Annotated in this window: 18 protein-coding genes and 1 pseudogene; 9 read left to right on the forward strand and 10 right to left on the reverse strand. The window is 61.1% G+C overall.

Annotation, left to right across the window (positions count from 1 at the left end; genetic code table 11):
- Positions 1-40: 40 nt before the first annotated feature.
- From AB4N64_RS08380 to AB4N64_RS08390, 3 genes are all read right to left on the reverse strand, one after another.
- Positions 41-1642 (reverse strand): GMC oxidoreductase, encoded by a 1602-nt coding sequence (locus tag AB4N64_RS08380; protein ID WP_460124061.1) that lies wholly within the window; start codon positions 1640-1642, stop codon positions 41-43.
- Between the two features lie 14 nt (positions 1643-1656).
- Positions 1657-3444, reverse strand: a complete 1788-nt coding sequence (locus AB4N64_RS08385) for a thiamine pyrophosphate-binding protein (RefSeq protein ID WP_460124064.1) — start codon at positions 3442-3444, stop codon at positions 1657-1659.
- Positions 3445-3523: 79 nt separating this feature from the next.
- A complete protein-coding gene (locus tag AB4N64_RS08390) occupies positions 3524-4183 on the reverse strand; it encodes a ThuA domain-containing protein (protein ID WP_460124067.1) in 660 nt (219 codons plus the stop codon).
- Positions 4184-4892: 709 nt separating this feature from the next.
- On the opposite strand from AB4N64_RS08390, the gene AB4N64_RS08395 reads away from it, so the two are divergent.
- The 3 genes from AB4N64_RS08395 (at position 4893) to AB4N64_RS08405 (ending at position 8771) form a co-directional block, all read left to right on the forward strand.
- Entirely contained in the window at positions 4893-5966 is a 1074-nt protein-coding gene (locus tag AB4N64_RS08395; protein ID WP_460124070.1) for a LacI family DNA-binding transcriptional regulator, read from the forward strand.
- A gap of 188 nt (positions 5967-6154) precedes the next feature.
- A complete protein-coding gene (locus tag AB4N64_RS08400) occupies positions 6155-7540 on the forward strand; it encodes an amino acid permease (protein WP_460124073.1) in 1386 nt (461 codons plus the stop codon).
- A gap of 76 nt (positions 7541-7616) precedes the next feature.
- Positions 7617-8771 carry an MFS transporter gene (locus AB4N64_RS08405; protein ID WP_460124076.1) on the forward strand — a complete coding sequence of 385 codons (1155 nt, stop codon included), beginning with the start codon at positions 7617-7619 and terminating at the stop codon, positions 8769-8771.
- Between the two features lie 72 nt (positions 8772-8843).
- Here the strand turns inward: AB4N64_RS08405 and hisD are convergent, their stop codons facing one another.
- The 7 genes from hisD to AB4N64_RS08440 form a co-directional block, all read right to left on the reverse strand.
- Positions 8844-10151, reverse strand: a complete 1308-nt coding sequence (gene hisD, locus AB4N64_RS08410) for a histidinol dehydrogenase (protein ID WP_460124079.1) — start codon at positions 10149-10151, stop codon at positions 8844-8846.
- A 263-nt stretch (positions 10152-10414) separates the two neighbouring features.
- On the reverse strand, positions 10415-11227 hold the full coding sequence (locus AB4N64_RS08415; protein WP_460124082.1) for a helix-turn-helix domain-containing protein: 813 nt from the start codon (positions 11225-11227) through the stop codon (positions 10415-10417).
- A gap of 81 nt (positions 11228-11308) precedes the next feature.
- The gene (locus AB4N64_RS08420; protein ID WP_460124085.1) at positions 11309-12898 is read right to left on the reverse strand and encodes a GMC family oxidoreductase; all 1590 of its coding nucleotides are present in this window, start codon (positions 12896-12898) and stop codon (positions 11309-11311) included.
- A 63-nt stretch (positions 12899-12961) separates the two neighbouring features.
- On the reverse strand, positions 12962-14041 hold the full coding sequence (locus tag AB4N64_RS08425) for an ABC transporter ATP-binding protein (protein WP_460124088.1): 1080 nt from the start codon (positions 14039-14041) through the stop codon (positions 12962-12964).
- A 3-nt stretch (positions 14042-14044) separates the two neighbouring features.
- Positions 14045-14830, reverse strand: coding sequence for an ABC transporter permease (locus AB4N64_RS08430; protein ID WP_460124091.1), 786 nt, complete (start codon positions 14828-14830; stop codon positions 14045-14047).
- A 31-nt stretch (positions 14831-14861) separates the two neighbouring features.
- Positions 14862-15791, reverse strand: coding sequence for an ABC transporter permease (locus tag AB4N64_RS08435; RefSeq protein ID WP_460124094.1), 930 nt, complete (start codon positions 15789-15791; stop codon positions 14862-14864).
- Positions 15792-15924: 133 nt separating this feature from the next.
- The gene (locus AB4N64_RS08440; RefSeq protein WP_460124097.1) at positions 15925-17088 is read right to left on the reverse strand and encodes an ABC transporter substrate-binding protein; all 1164 of its coding nucleotides are present in this window, start codon (positions 17086-17088) and stop codon (positions 15925-15927) included.
- A gap of 502 nt (positions 17089-17590) precedes the next feature.
- On the opposite strand from AB4N64_RS08440, the gene AB4N64_RS08445 reads away from it, so the two are divergent.
- The 6 genes and pseudogenes from AB4N64_RS08445 (at position 17591) to AB4N64_RS08470 (ending at position 24109) form a co-directional block, all read left to right on the forward strand.
- On the forward strand, positions 17591-18754 hold the full coding sequence (locus AB4N64_RS08445; RefSeq protein WP_460124100.1) for a Gfo/Idh/MocA family protein: 1164 nt from the start codon (positions 17591-17593) through the stop codon (positions 18752-18754).
- A 46-nt stretch (positions 18755-18800) separates the two neighbouring features.
- Positions 18801-19679, forward strand: a complete 879-nt coding sequence (locus AB4N64_RS08450) for a sugar phosphate isomerase/epimerase family protein (protein ID WP_460124103.1) — start codon at positions 18801-18803, stop codon at positions 19677-19679.
- An 18-nt stretch (positions 19680-19697) separates the two neighbouring features.
- Positions 19698-21284: a GMC family oxidoreductase gene (locus tag AB4N64_RS08455; RefSeq protein ID WP_460124106.1), complete on the forward strand. Its 1587-nt coding sequence runs from the start codon at positions 19698-19700 to the stop codon at positions 21282-21284.
- A 958-nt stretch (positions 21285-22242) separates the two neighbouring features.
- Positions 22243-22638: pseudogene (locus AB4N64_RS08460) on the forward strand (HAMP domain-containing protein); the annotation flags it as partial.
- 102 nt (positions 22639-22740) lie between these two features.
- Positions 22741-23496, forward strand: a complete 756-nt coding sequence (locus AB4N64_RS08465; RefSeq protein ID WP_460126668.1) for a methyl-accepting chemotaxis protein — start codon at positions 22741-22743, stop codon at positions 23494-23496.
- A 22-nt stretch (positions 23497-23518) separates the two neighbouring features.
- Positions 23519-24109: a DUF1349 domain-containing protein gene (locus tag AB4N64_RS08470; RefSeq protein ID WP_460124109.1), complete on the forward strand. Its 591-nt coding sequence runs from the start codon at positions 23519-23521 to the stop codon at positions 24107-24109.
- Positions 24110-24193 lie beyond the last annotated feature (84 nt).

Raw genomic sequence — 24193 nt, forward strand, 5'->3', positions numbered from 1 at the left:
ACAAATCCTGTCAGCGAAGTATCCCCGCAGGGATGCCGTATCAGTGGAAGTTGGCGGCGACGCGCAGCGCATTCGCGGCAATGGTCAGCGCCGGGTTGACGGCCGCCGAGGAGGGGAACGAAGCGCTGTCGACGATCCAGACATTGTCCAGGTCATGCATCTTGCAGTTCGCATCCACCACGCTGTTGGCCGGGTCATTGCCCATCACGGCGGTGCCGCATTGGTGCGAGTTGGTGCCAATGCCCATGCGCTCGGTGAGGACAAACGGGTACCCGGCTTTCTTCATCATCTCGCTCGTACGCTCGACCAGTTGTGCGTGGGCGCTGAGGTTGTTGGGGGTCCAGTGAACCTTGATGGCATCGCGTTCGGCGTCGTATTCGATGCGATTGTCAGGGGTGGGAATGTCTTCGGACGTCAGGTACAGGTCGACGCTGTGCGCGGTGATATAGCGCGAAAGCATTTTTGGAATCCATGGGCGCATCGGGCTGATCATGGGTTCGCGGATCTTGCCCAGCATCTGCACATTTCCCAGCGGGAAGGTATTGCTGCGACCGGCGGTGTACCAGTCGTTGATCGCCAGGGTTTTCTGAAACTTCACGTCGTTGCTGCGTCGAGGGTCGACGGCAATCATGAAGGTACTGTTATGCACCATATAGTTTCTTCCCAATTGATCGGAGCGGTTGCCCAGCCCGTTGGGGTGCTGCGCGTTGCGTGAGCGCAGGAGCAGGGCGGCACTGTTGACGGCGCCGCAGGCCAGCGCAACGCGCCTGGCGACAATCCGCACCGGTTTGCCGTCCTTTGTACCGCAGGCCTCGGTGACGCGTTTTCCGTCGTCAGAGGTCGATAACGCATCAATCTTCGTGCCAACCAACAGCCGCGCGCCTTTTTGCAGGGCCGGGCGCAGCGCCGATATTTCTGCGTCGGCTTTGGCTTCGAGCAGGCAGGGGTAGCCGTCGCACGTGGAGCACAGCACGCAGGCCCGATCAGTGCCGTAATCCACCGCCGCAGGCATTACGAAAGGTGACAGCCCGGCGTGTCGCATCGCGGCTTCGAGGGGCAACAGGGCGGGGTCATGTTTCAATCCCGGCCACGGATATGGCTTGGAGCGCCATGGGTCGGTGGGATCTTGCCCCGCGTTGCCATGCACCTTGTACAACGCCTCGGCCTGGCAATAGAACGGCTCCAGGTCGGCATAGGTGATTGGCCAGGCTGGCGCGATGCCCTCGGCATGATGAACCGCAGCAAAGTCGACCTCCCGGAAACGGGGCAACATGGCGCCGTAGAATTTGGTGTTGCCACCGACGTAATAAAACACGCCGGGGGAGAACGGCTTGTTGTGGTGGTCCAGCCATTGTTCGGCATTGCGATAGCGCCCCTGGCCAAAAACGGCCTCGGCGCTCCAGTTCTCGGTCTCGCGCGGCAGGAAATCACCGCGCTCGACGATCAGTACATCCAGTCCCTTGTCGACGAGCGCGTGGGCGAAGGTTGAACCGCCCATGCCTGATCCGATGATCAGCACGTCGCAGGTCAGGTTCCCGTTTTCATCAGGCGTGGCGGTCTCGGTGGAGCGCCGGCGAACCGGCGCTCCCTCGGACGTGGCTTGCGCTGAAAGAGTGATGTTTGAAGTACTCACTTCGTGCATGCCTTCATCGTGGTTTACAGATGCTGTTCTTTTTTGCGCAGTTCCCAGTACTCGTCCTGACGTTCGTCAGTGATGTACTCCGGTACCGGGAAGTCCCACCAGCCCGGCACCCACGGGCCGGCCGCGTCGCGGTCGGTCGGCACTTCGATCAGCACAGGGGCATTGGCGTCCAGAGCCTGTTGCAGGATCGGCTCCAGCTCCTCGTTGCTCTTCACGCAGAACGACAGCATGCCGAACGCCTTGCCGAGCGCCGCGTAGTCCGGCGAATAGGGTTCGCCGTTCGGCAGGTTGAACTCGCTGCCCAGATGACGACTGGTCTGCTTGCGCTGGCCGCCACGGATCGACATATAGCCGGCGTTGTTCTGGATCAGGAAGACCACTGGGATATTGTTGGTCACGCAGACCGCGATTTCCTGTGGGTTCATGAGGAAGTCGCCATCGCCCAGGATGCACACCACCGGCTGGTTCGGAGCCGCCAGCTTGGCGCCGATGGCTGCAGGCACGGCCCAGCCCATGGACGAGAAGCCGCCGGAGGTCAGGTGCGTGCGTGGGGTGTACACCGGGAACGTCTGCTTGACCGCACCCTGGGCGTTGCCCGAGCCGACCACCACAATGGTGTCGCGCGGGAAGATCTTGCGCAGCGCACCCAGCGGCCGTTGTGAGGTGAATGGAAAACGGTCGGAATCACGACGGGTGGCCAATTTGGCTTCCCACAGATCCTGATTGCGCTTCAAGTCCGCCAGATAATCGCTGCGATCGACGGAGTCGCTCTTCAAAGCCTCGACGAGATGGGCGAGGGCGTATTTCGCATCCGACACGATGCCCACGGCCACCGGGTAGTTCTTGCCGATCTCGTGCGGATCGATATCGATATGGATCAGTCGTCCCGGTGGAATGGAAAAGGTCACGCCTTGGGCATAGCTCGATGACGACCAGTCAGTGAACCGGCAACCGACAGCCAGGATAACGTCGGCACTGGAGGCCATCTGGTTACCGCACAGGGTGCCGGTCTGGCCGACGCTGCCGGCGAACAGGGCGTGATCTTCCGGGAAGCCGCTCTTGCCGTTCCAGGTGGTGACCACCGGGATTTTCCAATGCTCGGCCAGGGCGACGACTTCTGCCGAAGCCTCGGCTGTGATCACGCCACCGCCGATGACAATCATCGGACGCCTGGCTTCGCGCAACACTTGGGCGGCGCGCTTGATGGCCTCGGGGTCTGGGTAGACCTTGCCCACCGGAATGCGCTCTTGAAGGTCGTGCAGCGTGACTTCACCCGCTTCGGCCTGGACGTCCATCGGGATTTCAATGTGCACGGGGCCCGGGCGACCGGTCAGCATCGAGCTGAAGGCGCGGTGCATAATGAACGGCATTTCCTCGGTACGAGTGGCGACCCAGTGACGCTTGGACACGGCTTCGGCGATCTTCGGGAAGTCGTTGTCGGTGTAGCGCTCCAGCTCCTGCAGCAGGCCATGGCCACGCATGTGGGTGGGCGGGCCGCCGGTAATCAGCATGCAACTGGTGGAGTCGGTGTAGGCGGTGGCCATGCCGATCACCGTGTTGCTGGCGCCAGCGCCAATGGACGTCACGGCAACCATGGGTTTGCCGGCGACACGGTAATAACCGTCAGCCAGGTGCACGGCGCTCTGTTCATGGAAGACCTGAATGAACTTGAGCTTGGACTCCTCTTCCATGAAGGCGTCCATCAAGGTCCAGATGCCGTGGCCGGGAATCCCGGCGACGTACTCCACGCCGTAGTTTTTCAGGGTTTGGGCAACCACCTGGCTGCCTGTAAGTTTTGCCATTTTGTTTCGCTCCTGCTTGGAGGGGGTTTTTCTGGAATGACTTCAGGGGCCGGGGCGCCTGGAGCTACCGGTCAGGTATTCACTTGCGCGCAGCCCAACGCAGGCCTTGCTTGGTCAGGCGACGGATGTTGGGGTCGGCGAGGTTGCTGGTGTCGTGGCCGATGGAGTGATAGAACACCCGTCCTTCGCCCCAGTTGCGCACCCAGGCCACTGGGCTGCGATGACCCTTGAGCCACGGCATCGGATTGCCGTCGAATGTGGTCTCGGCCAGCACATGAATGTTCGGGTCGACCTGCATGTAGTACTGCTCGGAGCGCACTTCGAAATCTTCCACACCCTGAGTCACTTCATGTTGGCGGTCGAGGAAGTTGACCCTGTAGGGGTGCGGATACCCTTCGCCTGCGGGGTGCTCCAGGAACGAGCCGCCGAGAATGAAGTGGTATTTGAGGCTGGCGCGGAAGGCCGCCCCGGCGCCATGCCAGCCGACCAGTCCGACGCCGCTTTCGATGGCTTCGGACAAGTGTTTTTCCTGGGTCGCCGTCAGCGTTTCGGTCGTAACGGCGTTGTTCCAGCCGATGACGATTAAGTCGTAGGACTTCAGGTCGCGGTCCAGGGTGAAGATATCGGTCGACTCTTCGACGTCGAAATCCAGCTCCTTGAACAGTTCGCGCGCCCAACCGGCGATTTCGTAGGGGTAGTGGCCTGGCCAGCCGCCGTACAAATAAAGAACACGGGTCACGGTTATCTCTCCACTCTGTTTTTTTCAGGCGACAAGCATCGGTCGAAGCAACTTCGACGTTTGGCTTGTCCATCTTTCAACGGCATCACACAGTTCCCGCGAGAACTTTTTCGCGGCTGCAAGAGGCCGCCGCATGAAATGCGTTATTGATAAAACGTTATCGATACAAGCTGTTCCGAAGTGTCGGAACCGCGCCTGTTATTCATCTCATTGCACGCAGCAGAGTGCTCTTAACGAAGAACGCTCAATACGTTTGCAATGTGAATTTGTGTAGGACAGTGAAAGCAAAGGTGTGCAAAAACGCGTGCCGTTCAATCACGGATTCGCGGCGTTGCAGTGGATGAATCGGCCGTTGGACCGGATTCGGTATTTGGGCGCCTGACATAAGCGGGCCTCATTTTTTTGTTAGGTGATTTTGCTCGGTTATACGTATAACCTTGAGCACAAATTAACACGCGATTTTGGCTTGTCAATACCCTGTTGCGACAAAGGGCATTGCCATCGGTCGAAATTTCCCGAGGTTGCAACCCGCTCGAGAAGGCTGTGATGGGCCGCGAGGAAGGGGCCTTTGCCCGCTCACCCCGACAGCCGTCCAAAGAGCCCTGACAAGGGTTATCTTTGCCCGGATCGAGCCGGTATGCTGGGCGCCACTTTCGGTTTGCCGACCTCGCTCGCGCATTGCCGTGACAGAGAAAAGGACAAGGTTCAAATGGTTTCGATGAAGGACGTGGCCAAGGCCGCCGGCGTTTCCCAGCCGGCGGTTTCCTATGCCTACAGTGGCTCCAGCAAGGTGTCTGCCACCCAGCGCGAACACATTCTGGCGGTGGCGGCATCGTTGGGTTATCCGGGCCCGAACGTTCGCGGCCGCAGCCTGCGCTCCGGGCGCGTCGGTGCCATCGGCCTGGCGGTCATGGATCAGTTGTCCTACGCGTTCGATGACCCCTGGGCCCTTTCCCTGCTCAAGGGCATTGCCCAGGTCAATGAGCTCTCCAACGTGGCGCTGACCCTGTTTCCCTTGCGCAGCAAGAAACTCGAAGGCGAGGGCGCAGGGGACGACAACCTGGCCGTGCGCGGCCTGGTGGATGGCCTGATCATTTCGACCCTGCCGGACGATCACCCCATCGTGCAGTACATCGCCAGGCGCGCCATTCCGGCGGTGGTGATCGACTCCCCGCGCCTGGAAGGGGTGCACTACGTGGGGATCGACGACCGCCAGGCTTCCATCGACCAGATGGAGCACATCATCGGGCTGGGGCATCGCAGGATTGGCGTGCTCGTCGAGCGTCTGCTTCCCGATGGCAAGAAAGGCCTGGTCAGCAAGGCACGCTTCAAGGCTTCCACGGAAATGATCGTGAGGGAACGGCTCGCCGCGTATGTGGATGCTGCGCAGCGCCATGGCATTGGCTACGACGACCTGGTGATCGTCGAGGCGGGCGGGTTCACCAACACGCTTGGTCAGGAAGCGGCGGCGACTCTGCTACGCGATACCGGCATCACGGCCATCGTGGCCAGCTCGGACGTGATGGCGCTGGCCACCCTGACGCGCGCCGCTGCCCAGGGCGTCCAGGTGCCCGAGCAATTGTCGGTGATCGGCTTTGACGACATCCCTGAAGCCGGTCTTCGCGATCTCACCACCATTCGCCAGTCGCTGATCGGCAAGGGGGAGTGGGCGGCGCGCATCCTGCTCGAAGAGCTTGAAGCCGGTGAGCCGCTCGCGCCGCGGGTGAAAATCTTCGACACCAGCCTGGTGGTGCGGGGGTCGACGGCGCCTCCTGCGTCTTGATCGCGCAACGTCAGAGCGGCGGATGCGTCAAGCTGCGTCACTTATTCAGGCGGTGAGAAATTGAGCCCCGTCCATGGCACGCCCTAATCTGACCCTGGCTACACAGCGGTCAAAACAACAATTCTCGTGTAATTCACTGCCGTCCGTGCCACGCCATGCGGCGGTCAGTGCCTGATTGGGGCATCACTGTGGACTATCAACTGGATTTGCCGTCCGAGCGGACGGTGGCTTCCCATGGCTCGCTTTCCAAAGGACTGAGCAGTCGCCAGATCACCATGATTTCGATTGGTGGCGTGATCGGCGCGGGCTTCTTCGTGGGCTCGGCGAGCGCGATCAGCGCCGCCGGTCCTGCCGTGCTGGTGTCCTTCGGCATCGCCGCGATACTCGTGGTGCTCGTCATGGGCATGTTGGCCGAACTGGCCACGGCCAACCCGGACACCGGCTCGTTTTCGACCTACGCGCAACAGGCAATGGGACGTTGGGCGGGATTTGCCATCGGCTGGTTGTACTGGTGGTTCTACGTGTTGGTGATTCCACTGGAGGCCATCGTCGCCGCCGATATCCTCGGCGCCTGGGTCGGGGTGCCTTCCATGGCGATCGGGGTGATCCTGATCGTTGGGCTGACCCTCACCAACATCATGAGCGTGAAGAACTTCGGCACGCTGGAATACTGGTTTTCGCTGATCAAGGTCGTGACCATCCTGGCCTTCATTGCGCTCGGTGCCTGCGCGATTGCAGGCCTGTTGCCGAGCAGTTCGGCCACAGGGTTCGGCCATCTCTGGCAGGACGGGGGCTTCGCACCCACCGGCCTCGCGGGCATTGCCTCGGCGTTGGTGCTCGCGCTGTTCAGTTTTACCGGCATGGAAATCGTCACCATTGCCGCCGCCGAATCCGAGGACCCACGCGCCAATATCCGTCGTGCCATCCGCTCGGTCGTCTGGCGCATGCTGATTTTCTATTTCGGCTCGATCCTGGTGATCGTCAGCCTGGTGGCGTGGAACGCTCCGGCGCTGCAGGCCGGTTCGTTCCAGTCGGCACTGGAAACCATGGGCATACCCGGGGCCGCGACCATCATTCAGGCGGTCATCCTGGTCGGCGTCGCCAGCACCTTGAATTCGGCGATCTTCACCGCCTCGCGCATGGGCTATTCACTCGCCGTTCGGCGTGACGCGCCGCGTGCGTGGGCCCAGACCACGTCCAACGGTGTGCCTAAAGTGTCGATCTTTTATGCCAGCGCCGGGGCTCTGGTGCTGCTGGTGGCCAACTACACCTTGCCGCAGACGGTGCTCGTTCCGCTGATCGCCACTATCGGCACCATCGCCCTGGTGATGTACCTGGTGATTGCGATCAGCCAGGTCATTCTGCGCAAGCGCGCCATCGCACAGGGACGCTCGCTGCTGGTGACGTTCCCGCTGTTCCCGGCGCTGTCGTATCTGACCATCGCGGCGATCGTGGCCTTCCTGGTGTTGATGGCGGTGGTACCCGGCCACCAGACCGAGTTGCTCGTGTCCTCGGTGCTCACCCTGACGCTCATTGTCATCGGTGTGGTGCTGCAAAAGCGCGACAAGGCCTGAGTCTCACGTTCCCGTCGAGCCCGGCTCACCAACCCTTGCCCATCCCCGGATGGGCTTTTTTTATGGCTGATCAGCAATGAACGATTTGACCCACTCCCTTTTCGTGATCTCACGTAACAATCTGCTGGCCTGTCGGATTGCCTTCTTCCTGTCAGGCGTCGCCATGGGGGCATGGGCGCCGCTGGTGCCTTTTGCCCGCGAGCGCGCCGGGATCGGCGATGGCGAGCTGGGGCTGTTGCTGCTCTGCCTGGGCAGTGGCTCGATGTGCATGATGCCGTTCGTGGCCAGGCTGGTGAGCAAGGTCGGATGCCGGGCAACCATGACGACGGCGGTGGGTGCGGCGATCCTGTGCCTGCTGGCGCTGTCGGTTGCCTCGCAGTTCCATTGGCTGGTGGTGTTCCTGCTGTGCTTCGGCGCCTGCATGGGCACGGCCGACGTCACCATGAACCTGCAGGGCTCGATGGTGGAGCGTGGTCTGGGGCGTACGATGATGTCCGGGTTTCATGGACTGTTCAGCGTCGGTAACATCTTCAGTGCGTTGCTGGTTTCGGTCTTGCTCGGCATTGGTCTATCGCCGTTGTCGGCGGTTGCCGTGCTGGGAAGCGTGGTCGCGGCGCTGCTGGTCGCATTCGGTCGACACATGCTTGCTTATGGCGAGGGTGCCGGGGCACCGATGTTCACGCGGCCAACCCGGTACGTCTGCCTGGTGGGTATCCTGTGCCTGATCGCGTTCCTGGTCGAAGGCTCGATGCTCGACTGGAGCGCGGTCTTTCTGACCACCGTGCGAGGCATGGACATCAGCCAGGCTGGCATCGGCTATGCGCTGTTCTCCGTGACCATGGCCGTCGGCAGGCTCGGCGGTGACTGGCTGGTACCACGACTGGGCGAGCGCACGGTGCTGGTCGGTGGCAGTGCCGTGGCGATGTTCGGCATGCTCATTTCGGTGCTGGTCGACAGCCAGTGGTTGACCCTGGCCGGATTCGTGCTGGTGGGATCGGGCATCGCCAATATGGTGCCCGTCTACTGCTCGGCGGTCGGGCGGCAGCAGGTGATGCCGGTGTCGCAGGCCCTGTCGACGGTCAACGCGATCGGCTACCTGGGCATCCTCATGGGTCCGGCGGCCATCGGGTTCATCGCTCATCTTTCGTCATTGAGCTTCGCGTTGCTGATAACCGCTGGCCTGCTGGTTTTCGTGGCGCTCACCTCGGCGACCGTCGTGCGCCGGGGTTAGCAGGTCGGGCGTTTGCCAGCCATAAAAAAACCAGCACCTTTACGGTGCTGGTTTTTTTGTGCTGATCCGCCGTCAGAGCGCCGGCTCACCAAAACCGACTTCCTTTTTGCCATAGCGGCGAACACGGATGTTGGCTTGTTCCGCGTGGCCCACGAACCCTTCCATCAGGCACAGTCGCGAACAGTATTCGCCGATCTGGGAGGACGCTTCATCGGTGAGGATGCGCTGGTAGGTGCAGGTCTTGATGTACTTGCCGACCCACAGGCCGCCGGTATAACGCGCCGCCTTGTTGGTCGGCAGGGTGTGGTTGGTGCCGATGACCTTGTCGCCATAGGAAACGTTGGTGCGTGCCCCCACGAACAGGGCGCCAAAATTGGTCAGGCGCTTCATGAAGTAATCGTCGTCATGGGTCATGATCTGCACGTGCTCGGAGGCGTACTCGTCCGAATACCTGACCATCTCTTCGTAGTCTTCACAGAGGATGATCTCACCGAAGTTTTCCCAGGCTTCGCGGGCGATTTTCTGGGTGGGCAGCTTGACCAGGAGCCGCTCGATTTCCTTGAGGGTTTCCAGTGCCAGTTCGCGCGACGTGGTCAGCATGACGGCCGGAGAGTCCACGCCATGTTCGGCCTGGCCCAACAGGTCAGTGGCACACAATTCGCCATCCACCGAGTCGTCGGTGATCAGCAGGGTCTCGGTCGGGCCGGCGAAGAGGTCAATGCCGACGCGGCCAAACAGCTGGCGTTTGGCTTCGGCCACATAAGCGTTGCCCGGCCCGACGATGATGTCCACGGGGTTGATCGACTCGGTACCGATTGCCATCGCGGCCACGGCCTGGATGCCGCCCAGGCTGTAGATCGCATCCGCACCGCCCAGGGCCTGGGCCGCGACTATGTAGGGCGCAGGTTTGCCCTGGAAAGGCGGCGCAGCGGTGGTGATGTTCTTCACACCGGCCGATTTGGCGGTGACGATCGACATGTGCGCGGAGGCCAGCAGCGGGTATTTGCCGCCTGGTACATAGCATCCGGCGGCATTCACCGGAATGTGCCGGTGACCGAGAATCACGCCCGGAATGCTTTCGATTTCAACATCCAGCAGGGATTGGCGTTGGGCGTCTGCAAAGCGACGCACCTGCGCCTGGGCGAAGAGAATGTCGTTGTATTCACGCTCGGTCAGCCTGGCCACGCACTCTTTGATTTCCGCGTCGCTGAGGCGATAGTCCGCGCGATCCCAGCCGTCGAACTTTACGGAGAGTTCACGTACTGCGGCGTCGCCGCGCTTTTCGATATCCAGCAGGATGCGGGAAACATCGCTTTTGACCTGTTCGTTGCGTTCTACCTGCTGTGCGGCAGGTTTCGCTTTTTTTATCCATTGAGCCATGACATCACCTCGATCGGGCGCAAACAATTTATTCGGTTTTTGGGCAGCACGAGCCGGCGCACGCAATCATGCAAATGTGCGTGGTGAGCAATAAGTTGTGAGCGCTACGATTTCCGCTGCTTCGAAAAAAATACAGCGGGGAGGGTGGGTGAACAATTTCTCACCCGAGCGACAGTTGACGCAAAGTGACGCAGAGTGAATTTATCGCTGACGCAAAAAGCGGCCTTGCGGGCCGCTACTGACGTGTTGGACATCTAAGTTGATCAGACCGGGTCGATCGAGGCCGTCCCGGAACCCAGGTAGTCCACCACTTCCTTGGGGATGGTCGGATCGTCCGGAGACAACACGGTGGCCCGCTTGATATGCGCTTTCTTGATGAACCCCTTGCCCACGAAGTTCATCGCGACTTTTGCCGCCACTGGCTGGCGAACCATGGTCGCGGCGATCCCGCTGGACACGCCAAACACGTATTTCTTGGCGTTACGGCTGACCGCCGCCAGGTTGGTGAAGGTGATCTCATTGCGCTGGATCGTTTCGAAGTCGACGCAAAAAATGCGATTGGAGATCAGGAAGCTCAAACCGTGGTACTTGAAGTGGTAGTCGATCTTGCCGCTGCCGTCCTGGTTGGGAAAGCGCTCCAGGTAATAGTGCATCAGTATTCCGTTCTTCTCGTAGATGCAGAACACTGACCTGACGATCTTGCCCTTGTAGATGGAGGAGTAGTGATAACGCTCATAGACGCCCGTCAGGTCGCCGATATCGGCGTCGTTCTCCATCAACAATTCGTTGATGAACAGCAACATCTTGGGTGACTGGACCAGGTTGCGGAACAGGTGGAAGTGGCCACCCTCGATCATCGAGCGGAAGTCGTTGGGGTGGGTGTAGAGAATATCGATGCTCAGCCCGAAGAAGCCTGCAATGGCCCGCAGGTTCGATTTCGAGGGCTGGTGAGTGCCGGCCAGGTACTTGTTGAACTGTTGGCGATTGATGCCGACACGGCGGCACATCTCCGAAACCGTGCCAACCTGCTCGCATAACATTTTCAGGTTTTCTTGGAAATTCTCTTGGTTTTGCATGGCATCTATTCAGTCGTTTGCGAGCAGTGGGGCAGTCTAGGGGCATTCACCCCAACCCGGCAAGGCGCGGTCCTGCGGGCATCAAGCGCTGGCATGAAGGACATGATAGGCGCCTTTTTCACCGATCATGATAGCCATCGCGTTGGTATTGCTGGAGCAGAGGTTGGGGGCAATCGAGTTATCGATCACTCGCAAGCCGTCGATACCCCGCACGCGCAGGTGCTTGTCGACCACGGCATTGTCATCCTCGCCCATCCGGCACGTGCCCACCGGGTGAAGCGCGCCGTGGGCGGTTTGGCGGACGAAGATGCGGTAGTCGTCTCGCGAGCGCAACGCCTTCGCAGGGACGAACTCGCGGCGTATATGCCGGGCGATTGCGCCCTGCGCCATGATGTGGCGGCCATATTCCACGGCCTCGGCCATGCAGTCCACGTCGTACGGGTCTTGCAGGTAGTTGGGGCGGATGAGCGGTTTTGCCCCGGGATCTGCGCTGCGCAGTGATACGCTGCCGACGGAACGCGGTCTGGTCTGGCAGACGTTCAGGGTGCAGCCGTTTCCACCCGGCACCGAATCGACCCCCGCTTCGACGCCTGCTCCGGCCATGAAGCAGTACTGCGCATCCGCCCGTCCTTCGGCAAGGGACGTGCGCCAGAACGCACCGCCTTCGACGATGTTGGAGCTGGCCGGCCCGTTCCTGAACAGCAGGTATTGCAAGCCTGCGTAGAGCTTGTGGTGCAGCTTTTTGTATTTGTCGTAGCTCAGGGCGGTATTCAGTTCGCTGATCAGCGACACCTCAACGTGATCCTGCAGGTTCTGGCCCACACCTGGGAGGTCGCAATGCACCTTGAGGCCGTGCCCGGCGAGCGCATCCGCTGCGCCAATACCGGACAGCATCAACAACCTGGGGGAGTTGATGGCACCCGCGCATACGATCACTTCGCTGTCGGCCATCAGGTGCTGCACCTGGCCGCGACGCTGGTATTTCACACCCACCGCGCGACCTTGGCTGATGATGATCTGCAACACCCGGGCCTGGGTAATCACCTCAAGGTTCGCCCGCACCCTGGCGGGCTTGAGATAGGCAACGGAGGTGCTGGAGCGACGACCGTTACGGGCGTTGATCTGATAGAAGCCGCACCCGTCCTGAATGCCGCCATTGAAGTCCGGATTGAAGGCCATGCCCGCCTCCTGACAGGCTTGCACCCAGAAGCGCGCCAGTGGATGGGTGTAGCGTTGGTCACTCACCCCCACTGGCCCTGCCACGTTGTGACAAGCGTTGTTGAAGCGATCGTTGGCCTCATGTTTCAGAAAGAACGGCAACACGTCCTGGTACGACCAGCCGGCAGCGCCCGACCGGCTCCACTGATCATAATCGGCAGGCTGCCCGCGCAGGTACACCATCGCGTTCACCGTCGCGCCGCCGCCCAGCACCCGCGCCTGAACCATGCCCGGATTGGCGGGGCCGATGTAGTCCGGCGGCGGTTGCCAGGGATAGTGTTCCACCAGCGCGCCCTGGCTCGTCTTGTAAAACCCCACCGGCAAATGGATGTAGGGATTCCAGTCACTGGGACCTTCCTCCAGCAACACCACCGAAGCATCAGGGTTCTCGCTCAGCCGGGCCGCAACCACGCAACCCGCCGAGCCGCCACCCACCACTATGTAGTTCACCAACGCATGATCCTCCTCACGGCACACAGGCGGTCTTTGAGGCGCAGGATGCGCCTCGAAGAACCTTCAGGCGGCCACCACCACAAAACTGTCAGGCCGGCACGTCAGCGTCACCGGTGTACCTGGGGCCATGGTGTGGCTGCCGGGTGTCGGCAGTTGCTGGCATTTGAGTTCCAGGTCGCTGCCGCCCACGGCGACGCGGTAGATCACCCGATTGCCGATGAAGGACGTGTCCTTGACCGTGCCGGCGAAAGCGCCGTCCAGCGTTGCGCCCGACGAAGGCGACAGGACGATGGTTTCCGGCCGGATCGAGACATTCACCGGGCCACTGTTCAACGCGACCTTGGGCAGGTGGGCGTATTGGCCGAACGGCAGTTTCACCTTGCCGGGGCCTGAGCCTTCGTGTTCGTAAACACCGTCGACGATATTGGTATCGCCGAAAAACCGTGCGGCGAACAGCGTCTTGGGTGCCCAGTACATTTCCTCCGGATCGCCGATCTGCTCGATGCCACCCTTGTTCAGCAGCACCACACGATCGGAAAGGATCATGGCCTCGTCCTGGTCGTGGGTGACGTAGACAAAAGTGGTGGAGGACTCTTCGTGGATGCGCTTGATCTCGTTGAGCATGTGGTGACGGATCTTCAGGTCGAGCGCGGCCAGCGGTTCGTCCAGCAGCAATACGGCAGGGCGATTGACCAGCGCCCGCGCCAGCGCGACCCGCTGCGCCTGGCCGCCGCTGAGTTCGGAGATCCAACGGTTCTTGAAGGTGCTCAATTGCACCAGCTCCAGTACCCGGGACACTTCACGCTTGATCTCATCTTTGGGCGTGCGCTTGAGGCGCAGGCCGAAGGCGACGTTGTCGAACACGTCCAGGTGCGGGAACAGCGCGTATTTCTGGAACACCATGTTCACCGGCCGTTGTTCCGGGGGCAGCCGGGTGGCGTCCTTGCCGTCGATCAGCACCTTGCCGGTGGTCGGCGTTTCAAAGCCGGCGATGATGCGCATCAGCGTGGTCTTGCCGCAGCCGCTTGGGCCGAGCAAGGTCAGGATTTCATTTTTGCGCACGTTGAGGTCGAGCTTTCCAAGCGCGGTGAGATTGCCGTAGGCCTTGGAAATTCCGGTCAGTTCAATGCTGTTGATGGACATGGTTCATTCCCCTGTGCGTTCGAGTTCGATGCGCCGGCGGCGCATCGTCATTACCAATCCAGCGACCCCGATGATTGCAATGGTCATCACCAGCATGATCACGGACGCGGCGTTGATGCTTGGGTCAACGGCGCGGCGGATCATCGAGAGGATGAGCAGCGGCAGGGTGGTATCGGTCCCGGTGACGAAGACCGTGATCAGAAACTCGTCCAGCGACAACGCCACGGTCAGGATGGCGGCGCCGGCGATGGTCGGGCCGATGATGGGCAAGGTGACCAGCCAGAAAGCCTTCAGTGGCGTAGCGCCGAGATCCCGTGCGGCTTCTTCGAAGGACAGGTCGAAATACTCCAGGCGCGAGCGCACTGATTCGACGAAGAAGGGCAGGGTAAACAAGGTGTGACCGATGATGATGGTGAGCAGAGAACGCGGCAGCCCGATCAGCGAAAACAGGATGACCAGCGCGATACCCAGGAACAGCCCCGGCATGGCGATGGGCGCGAAATTGAGGAAGGCGAACGTGGATTTCGCCTTGCCTTTCATGCGTATCAGGGCCAGCGCGGACAACGTCCCGAGCAAGGTGGTGAAGAGCGCCGAGGCGCCCGCCACAATCAGGCTGTTGCCCAGCGCGGTCCTGAAGTCATAGCTGTTGAAGATGGTTTCGTACCAGCGCAGCGAAACGCCTTCGAAAGGCAGTGACAACGACGGTGTCGAGTGAAAGCTGAACAGCACGATCAGGCCGATGGGGGCATACAGGAACAGCATGTAGAACCAGGTAAATAACCGGGCCATTTTCATTCTCCGGGGGGCAGCGCCCTGTTTGTCAGTCGTGATAACGCTTGCCGGGCGCCAGGTTCATCGAACGCATGAACACCAGCAGGGCGGCGTAGACCAGCATGAAGACCATCAGCAGGAGGTAAGCCATGGCCGCACCCAGCGGCCAGTTGCCCACGGTGCGGAACTGGTTGGCGATCAACAGCCCGGTGGTCATGGCATCGCGGCCGCCGAGCAACTGTGGCGTGACGTAATCCGCAGCGGCGAGCACGAAAGTGAACATGAAGGAGCTGACGATGCTTTTGTGCGCCATGGGAATGATGACCTTGCGGATGGCCACCGAGCCGCTGCCGCCCAGGTCGGCGCAGGCTTCCAGATAGTCCTTTTTCACATCACGCAAGCCCGACACCAACAGCAACAGGGTGAAGGGCAACATGATGTGCACCAGGGTGATGACCACCGCGAATTTGTTGAACACGATCCAGTCGATGGGCGTGTCGATCACGCCCCACTGCATGAGCGAACTGTTGATCACACCGGTCGAGCCAAGGATGGTGCGCCAGGCGTAGACCCGCACCAGGTAGCTGGAGAACCAGGAAACCAATGCCAGGTAGAGGATCGCGTTGGAGCGTGTTCGGTAGACGATGTACCAGGCCACGGGCGCGCTGAGCAGGGTGGACAGCGTGGCGGTCCAGAAGCCGTTCTGCATGGAGATCCACAGCGAGTCATAGAAGCCGCTGGCCCCCAGCACACGGGCGTAGTTGGCCAGCGTGGCAGAGGGGATCATGGTGAATGACCGCGACAGCCAGAAACTCGAAACGAACAGCAGGACCGCAGGGATGATGAAAAAGACCAGCAGGAAGGCGAACGGCGCCCCGGCCAGGTAAAAGGGGGTGAAGCGTTTTCTGTCGGCGTTCCCTGAGGGTGTCGAGTCACAAGCGTCCGTGCTTGCCAACTTGCTTTGATTGATGACGTTCATGATACAGACCCATTGCAGCAGGTAGTGGGATGCTTGCCAGGCATGCGGACTTCGCTTACTCGATTGATCGTTTTTCCCGGCGTCCCGTGTCGGGGTTGCGCCAGGGCGTGTGCGCCCTGGCCAAGGGTGTGGCTCAAAAGGAGCCTTTGAAGGTGGCCCATTGATCCACCCACTCTGCGTAAGTCACGTATTGCTCAGAGTTCAACGGCGGTACGCCATAGAGCTTCGACTTCTTGAAGACTGCGTCGAGATGGTCGTAGTCGAACAGCTCTTTGAGCTCGGGCCTGAGCAGCGGGATGGCCTTCTGGTTGGTGACGCCTGAAAACATCGACCAGGCCATTTCTGCCTGTATCTGCGGTTCCAGCATCTTGTTGACGTATTCCAGCGCCAGCGGCACATCCTTGGCTGTTTGTGGCACGAACAGCGCATCGCACCAGATGGCAGCGCCTTCCTCGGGCACCGACAGGGCGGTTTTCACCCCACGCTTCTGCGTTTCCAGGACACCCTGCGCCGAGAGGGAAAACACCGCGTCGACTTCACCGGAAGCCAGCAGCGAAACGGCGTCGCCCACCGAGGCGGCAAACACTCGGCACTGGTCTCGGTAGGGCTGCAGCTTTTCGAACGCATCGGTGAATTCGGCGCGGGTCAGGTTCGGGTATTTGTCGCCGTAACCGGCGATGATCGCGATCAGGCTCCAGGTGGAAAGCGAGTCGTCGACAAAGGTCAGCTTGCCCTTGAGTTTAGGGTTGAGCAGGTCGCTGTATCGGGTGGGTTTGTCGATTTTGGCGACGTTGTAGACAATGGTGTTCATACCCCAGAGCAGCGGAATACCCCACTGTTTGCCGTCCCAGAACCATTGAGCGCCCTTGTAGAACAGCGGCAGGGTGTCATTGGCGTTGTAGTTGGAAATCCGCGAGGCGTCGATGGGGGAGAGGATGCCCATGTCCCGGTAGATGGCCTCATAGCCCAGGGCGTACATGGTCAGGTCGAGCTGTACCGGATTGCTGCCGGCCAGTCGTGCGGTGATGTCATCCTGGGTGGCGGCGTAGCTGGAGCGCACGGTGATGTCGCGCTGCTTGCGCCAGGCTGCGAGTTCGGCGTCGCCGGTCTCGCCCTCCCAGCCGAGGATCTCCAGATGGCCCGTCGCGGCGAAGCTGTTCGGTGCCCACGAACTGATGTACAGCCCGGCAGCGGCCGCCGCCGAGCCAAGCATGAACGAGCGGCGATTAAGGGTGACATCACCAAAAAGTGTTGTCGTCGTTTTGGAAGGTCCGGCCTTATCTGATTCGTGCTTCATACAGATGTCCTACTCGTGTTGGGGATGAAATCGATCGGAAACACGCCACCGCCACGGGGGCGAAGGCCGCAGTTACAGGTACGAATTGGGCAGAAGGAGAAAGGCGCAGCGGGGCGATGTTGCGAGCCGGGCGCTGGGAAAGACGGACTGAATAGTCCACCCACCCATGCACGTGGCTTGGCGTCGCAGGGTGGCCGGGTTGCACAGGGTTTCGCGCCGCGGGATCCGCAGGAAAAACACACTGTGCGCCCAGCGCTTGACAGGCTCGGCTTATTGTTTTCATGAGCCGAGTATCGAACTGCAAACAGACGCGATCAATTTCGCATGAAAGGGATATCTGACGCAGTCTGACGCACAATCAGGTGTGAACGATCGCGGGTCGTACGAGCCATCAGTCATGATTTGCGTCAGTTCGCGTCATGTGCCGACGGCTTGCGAAATTGAGCGCTGGGCAGTGCGGGCTGATACTCGGGGCACAAGAGTGTCAGTCCGAGACCGTGAAATGCCCAATATAACGAGCGATATTCCAAGCCCCGCAAGGCTCAAGGTCGGCATGATCGGCGGCGGCGAGGGCGCTTATTTTGCGTCGCTGCATCGGGCGGCGATGCGCCTGTGCAATCGTTATGAACTCGTCGCGGGGGTGTTCTCTTCACACCCCGAAAAGTCCCTCGTGGCCGGCCATGCGCTGGGCGTCAGCCACTCGCGGATCTACCCCAGCGCTCAGCAGATGGTCAGTGCTGAAGCCGGTCGGGCCGACCCCATCGATGCCGTCATTATCGTCACCCCCAACCACCTGCATTTTGAAGCCTGCCAGGCGTTCCTGCGCGCCGGGATAGCGGTCATCTGCGACAAGCCTCTGGTGAACGAAATCTACCAGGCGAATGAACTCAAACGCCTGGCCGCCGAGCGCAATACGTTCTTTGCGCTGACCTACACCTATCAGGGTTATCCGATGGTGCGCGAAGCCCGTCGCAGAATCCAGGACGGTGCCATTGGTGAAGTCAGGTTCATCCAGGTCCAGTACTTGCTGGAGTGGCTGGCGCCGGGCGTGGAATCGCTCAACGCCAGCCTGGCCTGGCGTGGTGAGCGCGACAAGGCAGGCATCAGCAGCGTGGTCGGCGACATCGGCACTCATGCGTTCAACCTGATGGAATTTCTCACCGGCCAACGCGCAACGGCGCTGAGTGCAACCTTGAGCAACAAGGTGCCGGGCTGGCCGATGGACGACAACTGCGTGGCCCAGTTCGAATTCAGTCAGGACATCGAAGGCCTGATGTGGGTGAGCTTCGCGGCGCCCGGGCATCGCAATGGCCTGACGTTCAAGGTGATTGGCAGTCGAGCCAGCCTTGAGTGGTCCCAGGAGTCGCCCGAACTGCTGCACCTCAAGCCCGTGGACAGCGCGGAGCTGATCCTGCGTCGCGGGCAAGCGGACAACCTTGAAGCCCAGGCCTTTTCGAGCCTGCCAGCCGGCTGCAGCGAAGGGTATCTGGAGGCTCTGGCCATCCTCTACCAGGATTTTGCCGTGGCCATCGCCGCAGGCGATCGCGGGCCGGGGGCGTTACGGGTGCCGGTACCGGACCTGGAGCAGGGCTGCCGAGGGGTCGAACTGGCTCACCTGTGCTTCGAATCGAGCACCCACAGAAAGTGGGTCAGGTTTGCTCGCTGAGTCGAGCTCAATAAAAACAAACGCGAGTTACTCGGGAGAGTTGTAAATGGCCGTGAATGAATTTGCCCTGCACTGCACCGTGGCGCGCCACGGTACGGTGGCGCTGGATGTGAACCTGGCGAAATCCGTCGGGTTTACGGCGCTGGAACTGTCAGCAACCAAGCTGCACAAGTACTTCGACGCCGGTTATTCGCGCGACGACCTCAAGGGGTTGCTGGGCGGCCTGTCGGTGCCGGGCCTGGGTTATCTGCGCGATATCGAGCGGACCGGCGCACTGCACGCGCAATTGATGGAAGACGCCCAGCAGTTGTTTTCCATGGCCGTTGCCGCGGGTGCAAAAGGGGTTCAGGTGCTGACCGGACCGATCGATGTCCAGGCCGTCATCGATCATCGCGATCGCCGCCGGTCCAGTGCGTATGCCGGTTTGCTGGGGCTGGAGCTTGAAGAACAGAAGCGCATTACCGCCAGCAATCTGCGAGCGTTGGCCGATCTTGCTGCCCAGTTCAACCTCACCCTTTACCTGGAGGCCCTGGCCTGGACGCCCCTCACCGGGATCACCCACCAGATCGAGTTGATCGACCGAGCCGACCGGCCCAACGTCAAGATGGTGATCGACTTCTGGCATTGCTACACCTCGGGTGACACGCCCGACGCCGTTGCCCGGATGGACAAGCACTACCTCTATGGCGTGCATGTGTGCGACTCGCTGGCATTCAACGGCGGCATTCCCGATGAAGACATTCTTCGCGACGTGCCCACCGGTGAGGGGGTTCTGGACCTCAAGGCGTGGGTTCAGGCCGTCAAGGCCACGGGTTACCAGGGGTGGTGGAGCTGCGAGCTGTTCTGTCAGAAACAGCATCAGGCGGACAGCTTCGAGGTCGCCCGCAGCCACTTCAAGTTGCTCAATGAGCTCGTCAACGGTTAATCGGTACTGGAATTGAACATGGTTGATTACATAGTCGTGGGTGGCGGTTCCACAGGCTGTACGCTCGCCGGTCGGTTGAGCGAAGACAGCGCGACGCAGGTGGTGTTGTTCGAAGAGGGACCACGTGATCTCAGCCCTTATATCCATATCCCCGGCGCCTACTACAAAACCGCGCAGGGCGACCTGCTCAAGCGTTATCAATGGGAGCCCACCGGTTCGCAATCGCGCAGTGAGCCGCCAACCATGGTCCAGGCCAGGGTGCTCGGTGGTGGCAGCTCGGTCAATGCCATGATCTACATTCGCGGGGTACCCGAGGATTACGACGGCTGGGCGGAGCAGGGCGCGGTTGGCTGGTCTTATCAGGAGGTGCTGCCGTTCTTCAGGAAGGCAGAGAACAACGACACCTTCAATAATGAGGTGCATGGTACAGGCGGCCCGCTGGGGGTGTCTTACCCGCCCTATATCCACCCGTTGTCGAGGGTCTGGCTGCAGGCCTGCCAGGAATACGGCCTGCCTTACAATCCGGACTTCAACAGTGGCAAACCCGAAGGGTGCGGCTTCTACCAGATCACGTCGCGCAACGGCGTGCGCAGCAGCGCGGCAGCCGCTTATATCCGTCCCGCCCGTGGTCGCAAGAATCTGTCGGTCAGGACCGGATGCAAGGTCGAGAAGATCCTGTTCGAAGGCCATGTGGCCAAGGGCGTCGTCTACACCGAAAAGGGCGTGCGCAAGGAACTGTACGCCAACAAGGAAATCATCCTTTCGGCGGGCGCCATTGCCACGCCGCAACTGCTGATGGTATCGGGCATCGGACCCGCCAGGCATCTCGAGCAGCAGGGCGTCAGTGTCGTCAAGGACCTGCCTGGCGTGGGCCAGAACCTGCAGGACCACATCGAGATATCGATGGTCTACGAGCTGACCGGTCCGCACAGCTACGACAAGTACAAAAAACCGTTGTGGAAGGCCGCGGCGGGCTTGCAGTACGGTCTGTTTCGCAACGGCCCGGCGGCGTCCAACCTGATCGAGGCGGGCGCATTCTGGTGGGGGCAGAAGGAAGAAACGACACCGGATATCCAGTACTTCATGGTGGTCGGCGCGGGAATCGAAGAGGGCGTCGATTCAGTGCCTGGCGGCAATGGCTGTACGATCAACTTCGGTCAGATCCGGCCCAGGTCCCGAGGATTTGTCGAGCTCAACGGTCGCTCCATGGACCAGCCGCCGAGAATCGTCCCCAACTACTTCGCCGATCCGTACGACCTGGATGCGCTGGTGGAGGGCTTCCGGATCGCCGACCAGATCATGGAGCAGTCGGTATTCAAACCTTACATCGCGCGCCGTCACGTACCGGCGCCACAGGTGAAAAACCGTGAGGAAATCGCGCGGTTCTGTGAGGAGATAGCCCACGCCGCGCTTCATCCTTCGGGCACGTGCCGAATGGGCACCGATGCGCACGCGGTGGTTTCGCCAGAGCTGCGCGTGCACGGCATCGAGCGCCTGCGCGTTGCTGACGCGTCCATCATGCCGACCCTGGTCTCGGGCAACCCGAATTCGGTGTGCATCATGATCGGCGAAAAACTCGCGGACATGATCCGGCGCAATCCGTAGCCAGTCACGCGCAGGGGGCGAGTGCATCGCCCTCATCACCCTGCTGACTCCAAACATCAATAATATCGAGGTTGCTGCCGTGGCATTGTCCATCCGAGCCAGGATCGTCCTGCTTGCCGGTGTCTGTTTGCTGGCGGTCATCGTGTCTGTCGAATTCTTCAATATCCGTCAAGCGTATCAGAACAACGCCCTGGTTTCCGAAGCCAGCCAGCGCATGCTGGGTGACTCGGTGGCGGCCTTGCTGCTCGCCAGAGCGGGCGAGCAGGGGCGCTCCTTTGCGCTGCAGTTCAGCGCCAAAATGGCCACGGTGGTCTCCCTGGCTGAGCAGGTCTCGACGCTGCGCGCGATTTCCATACGCCGCGCAGGCCAGGCGCAAGACCTGCGAGACGATATCGGGCGTTTCGTCCAGGCGGCCTATACCCAGCACCCCGATGCACAACAGCTGTGGATTGCGTTCGAGCCGAACCTTCTGGACGGCCAGGATCAACGGTTCATCAATGATGCCAGGCATGGCAGTAACGAGAAGGGGCGCTATGGCGTCAACTGGAACCTGCAAGGCCAATCGGAGCTGGCCTATCCCATCGCCGACTCGGACTTCACCCAGGATGCCCCCGGCCCGACCGGCGAGCCCCTCAACAGTTGGTATCTGTGCACCCGGGACAGCGCCAAACCCTGTCTGAAAGATCCCTACACGGACCTCAATGCCAGGAATCAACCGCTGTTGACGGCCCTGTCGGTGCCCGTCATGGACGGTGAAAAGCTGCTCGGAGTGGCCGGCATGGACATCCCGCTGGCCACGTTGCAGGATGAAATCGAGAAGGCCCAGGCCGGTCTGTTTGGCGGCGCCGGGCGGACCTCCATCATTTCCCCCAGCGGCACGTACGCCGCCAGCGGAAAATTCCCCGAAGCGTTGGGTAAGCCCATCAGGGCATTCCTGGGGGACGACAGCGAAAAAGTGATGCAGGCCATTCGTTCCGGCCAACCGGCGGTCATCGAGTTTTCCGGTGAGGTCCATGCCATTTACCCCGTGCAGCCTGTGGAAGGTGTGGCGAACTGGGGCGTCATCGTCGATTTGCCACGCGAGGTGCTGCTGGCCGACGCCGTGGCGCTTGGCCGTCAACTGCAGTCCAGCCAGCGAGACGCCGTGTTGGTCAGTGTCGGCGTTGCCGTGGTCGCGGCGCTGCTGGGGTTGCTGCTCATTGGGTTCAGTGCAGGGAGCGTCACTCGACCAATCGATGAGGTCGCGGCACGGCTGCGCGAAATCGCCACGGGGGACGGCGACTTGCGCAGCCGATTGGGTTACGCCCGGCGTGACGAACTGGGCAACCTCACTGCCTGGTTCAATCGGTTCCTGGACAAGCTTCAGCCGACGGTGGCCTCTCTCAAGGAGAGCGTGGTCACTGCGCGCAGCAATGCCTCGCAAACCGCTGACATCGCCCGTCAGACCAGCAACGGCATGCAAGTCCAGTTTCGCGAGATCGACCTGGTCGCCACGGCCTCCAACGAGATGAGCCTGACCGCCCATGAAGTGTCCCGAAACGCCACCGGCGCTGCGGGGGCCGCGCAAGAGGCAGACCGCTCGGCGCAGGCCGGCAGGCTGATCATCCAGAGAAGCACGGACTCGATTTCGGCGCTTTCGCAGGAGCTCGAACGAGCCGAACAGCAGGTGGACCGACTCGCCCAGGGCAGCGATCAGATTGGCAGCGTGCTGGAGGTGATCCGCTCCATTGCCGAGCAGACCAATCTGCTCGCGTTGAACGCGGCCATTGAAGCGGCCCGTGCGGGGGAAAGCGGTCGAGGGTTTGCGGTGGTCGCCGATGAAGTCCGGGGGTTGGCTCAACGGACACAACGATCGGTGGAAGAAATCCGTCAAGTGATCGAGCAGCTTCAGGGCGGGACCCAGGCCGTTGTCGCCGGCATGCACAGCAGCCGGGGCAGGGCTCAGGAAAGCGTCGATGCCTTCGAATCGGCGGTGCAGGTGCTGGACAGCATCGGGCAATCGATTTCCACGATCACGGAAATGAACCTGCACATTGCCAGCGCGGCTGAAGAGCAGAGCGCCGTTGCAGAGGAGCTCAATCGGAATGTCGTGGCAATCCGCACCGTCACCGAGGCCTTGACCGATCAGGCAGATGACTCGGCGCGTGCAGCGGCGCAACTCAACGAACTGACGCAGGAGCAACTGGCGTTGGTAACCCAATTCAAAGTGTGATGACCCATACAAGGTGGTGGCTATGCGCATAGAGCAACTGACAGTTAAAGGTGAGGGTAACGGTTCGGCACAGTTGGAGACACACGCCGTCGTGCTCAACGCCGGGCCGCAGACCGATTGGTTTTTTCATCCGGCGGGGGCGTCGCGGCGAGACAATGTCATTGCCGCATCCATGACGATTGAAGACGCCGTTTTCACCCTGTCTGCCAAGGTCCGCGTGGGCTTTTCATCCGCGTTCGATGCCGGTGCCCTGTTTGTCCAGGTCGATGAAGACAACTGGGCAAAGCTGGCGTTCGAGCAATCCGGAGCCGGTCTGCCGACCGTGGTCAGCGTGATTACCCGAGGGGTTTCGGATGACGCAGATGGGCCGTCGATCGACAGCGACACGGTGTGGCTGCGGGTGCACTGCGACGGTCAGACGCTGGCATTCCACTTTTCCGTGGACGGCGTCTATTGGCGGTTCCTGCGCTGGTTTACGCTCCCCGGGATCGCGCTCAGGCCCTTGCGAATCGGCTTCGGCGCCCAGGCGCCGACCGGCGAAGGGTGTGTGGCGCGGTTTACGGACATCGGTTGGAGTGTGCAACCGATCGTGGATTTTCGGGATGGGAGCTAGCACAGCGCCAGGCCGGGGCGGCGTTGCCTCTTCAGGGGGGCATCGCTCCACTTGTATCAGCCGCATCGCTACCAGACACCGCGT

The sequence above is a fragment of the Pseudomonas sp. S2_C03 genome (genome assembly GCF_054668405.1).